Below are 1,606 nucleotides of genomic sequence, written 5' to 3'. Positions count from 1 at the left end.
TGAAGTCGCTGCATGCCAAGATCGGGGAGCTGACGCTGGAGAACGATTCCTAAGAAACGGCACCAGCTCCCGGTTCCAAGGGGTGCAGGACAAAGCCGAATGCCTTGGCACGTCGGTGCAAATTGTTGATCACTCGCGTCCGATAGCGTGTCTCGTAGGACGAGGCCCCGGGATCGACGTAGTCCATTCCGTGACGCACAGCGTTATAGAACAGGACTGCTATCTTGCGGGCCGTCGCGGTGACTGCTTTGGCCTTGCCAATGCGGGACGACAGTCTTCTATAAAAGGCGCCGAGTGCGGTATCAGTGCGTCCGACGGTTACGGCAGCAAGGCGCAGAAGAGCTGCGGCCCGGCCGCCGGATCGGCGCGTTCGGGACGAGAGCATTTTGCCTCCGGAGACCTTATTGCTCGGTGCCAACCCCAGCCAGGAGGTAAAATGCTTTGCACTTGGCCACGAGGTAAGGTCGTCGCCGCATTCTGCGATCAGCTTCAGCGAGAGGTAAGGACCGAGGCCGTCGATGGTGGTGACGTCCTTTCCGAGCAGCGCAAACAACGACGCGCGGACGTCGAAAGCCAGAGCGTTCGCTTGATCGGTTCTGTTCCGACGCCGCGAGACCGGCGGCGCTGATCCATGATCATGATCCCTATGGATAGTGAGTTCCTTCAACACAGCTTCGATTCGGGCATCGCAGGCAGATGCCTTCTCGTGATACGCGTCGTAAAGGGCGAGTGCCTGATCGAGTGCAAACAGATGCTCCGCGCGGTAGCTTCCGGTGAGCGCCTTCGCGATCGTCTCGACACTGGACTGGCAACTGCAGTGGCGCAGGCACGCCAGCGTCTCAGGATCGCGCTCACCGGCAAGGATCGCGCGAATGATGCGCAGGCCAGTCGCGCCCGTGATGTCGGCCACAACGTGGTGGAGTTGAAGATTCATCTCGGTCAATGCTTTTTGCATATGCTGGATGTGTGAGGCGGCGTACTCCAGCAGACGTTCGCGCTGACGCACGTAGGCTCGCAGCTCCGCAATCTGCCCTTTGGGCCGAAAACTGGCCCGCAGCAATCCGAACGAATGGAGCCGCTGCAGCCATTGCGCATCGCTGACGTCAGTCTTGCGCCCCGGCACGTGCTTGGCATCGCGCGCGTTGACAAGAAACACGGCAAATCCTCGTGCATCGAGAAGCTCAAAGATCGGAATCCAGTAGACGCTGGTTGATTCCATCACGACGGTCTCGACTCCGCATTCCACAAACCACTTTACCAGTTGATCGAGATCGGCCGTGAAGGTGCCAAAACTGCGTACTGGCTCAAGTGCGTGATCAGGTCCTACGGCAGCCATGTGCATAGTCGCACCAACATCGATGGCAGCCGCGTTCGGGTGCACCATGGGCATGGTACGGTCGACCTTGGACTTCGACTCCTTGCGGTACATCTCCAATCCTCCTGCTGACAGAGAAGGGCTGAGCTGCGCAATTGATCAGATTCCTAAACGGGATCGCCTTTGCGGCGTCACCACTCTCATGTCCGGAACAGCTCATGGACCAGGTTTTTTGACGGGGTTAAATGCCACCAAAATCGTATCGGCCGCTCCCTTCCGAACGCAGTCTAT

At 58.7% G+C, this 1,606-nt stretch carries 1 protein-coding gene; it reads right to left on the bottom strand.

Annotated elements, in window-relative coordinates; genetic code table 11:
* Positions 1–49 precede the first annotated feature (49 nt).
* Entirely contained in the window at positions 50–1,429 is a 1,380-nt protein-coding gene (locus ABIB90_RS41575) for an IS110 family RNA-guided transposase (protein ID WP_354202978.1), read from the bottom strand.
* Between the last annotated feature and the right edge of the window lie 177 nt (positions 1,430–1,606).

The organism is Bradyrhizobium sp. JR4.1, assembly GCF_040548605.1.
Lineage (GTDB): Bacteria > Pseudomonadota > Alphaproteobacteria > Rhizobiales > Xanthobacteraceae > Bradyrhizobium > Bradyrhizobium canariense.
Note: the sequence above shows the minus strand (reverse complement) of the source record. Positions and strands in the feature narration are given on the sequence as shown.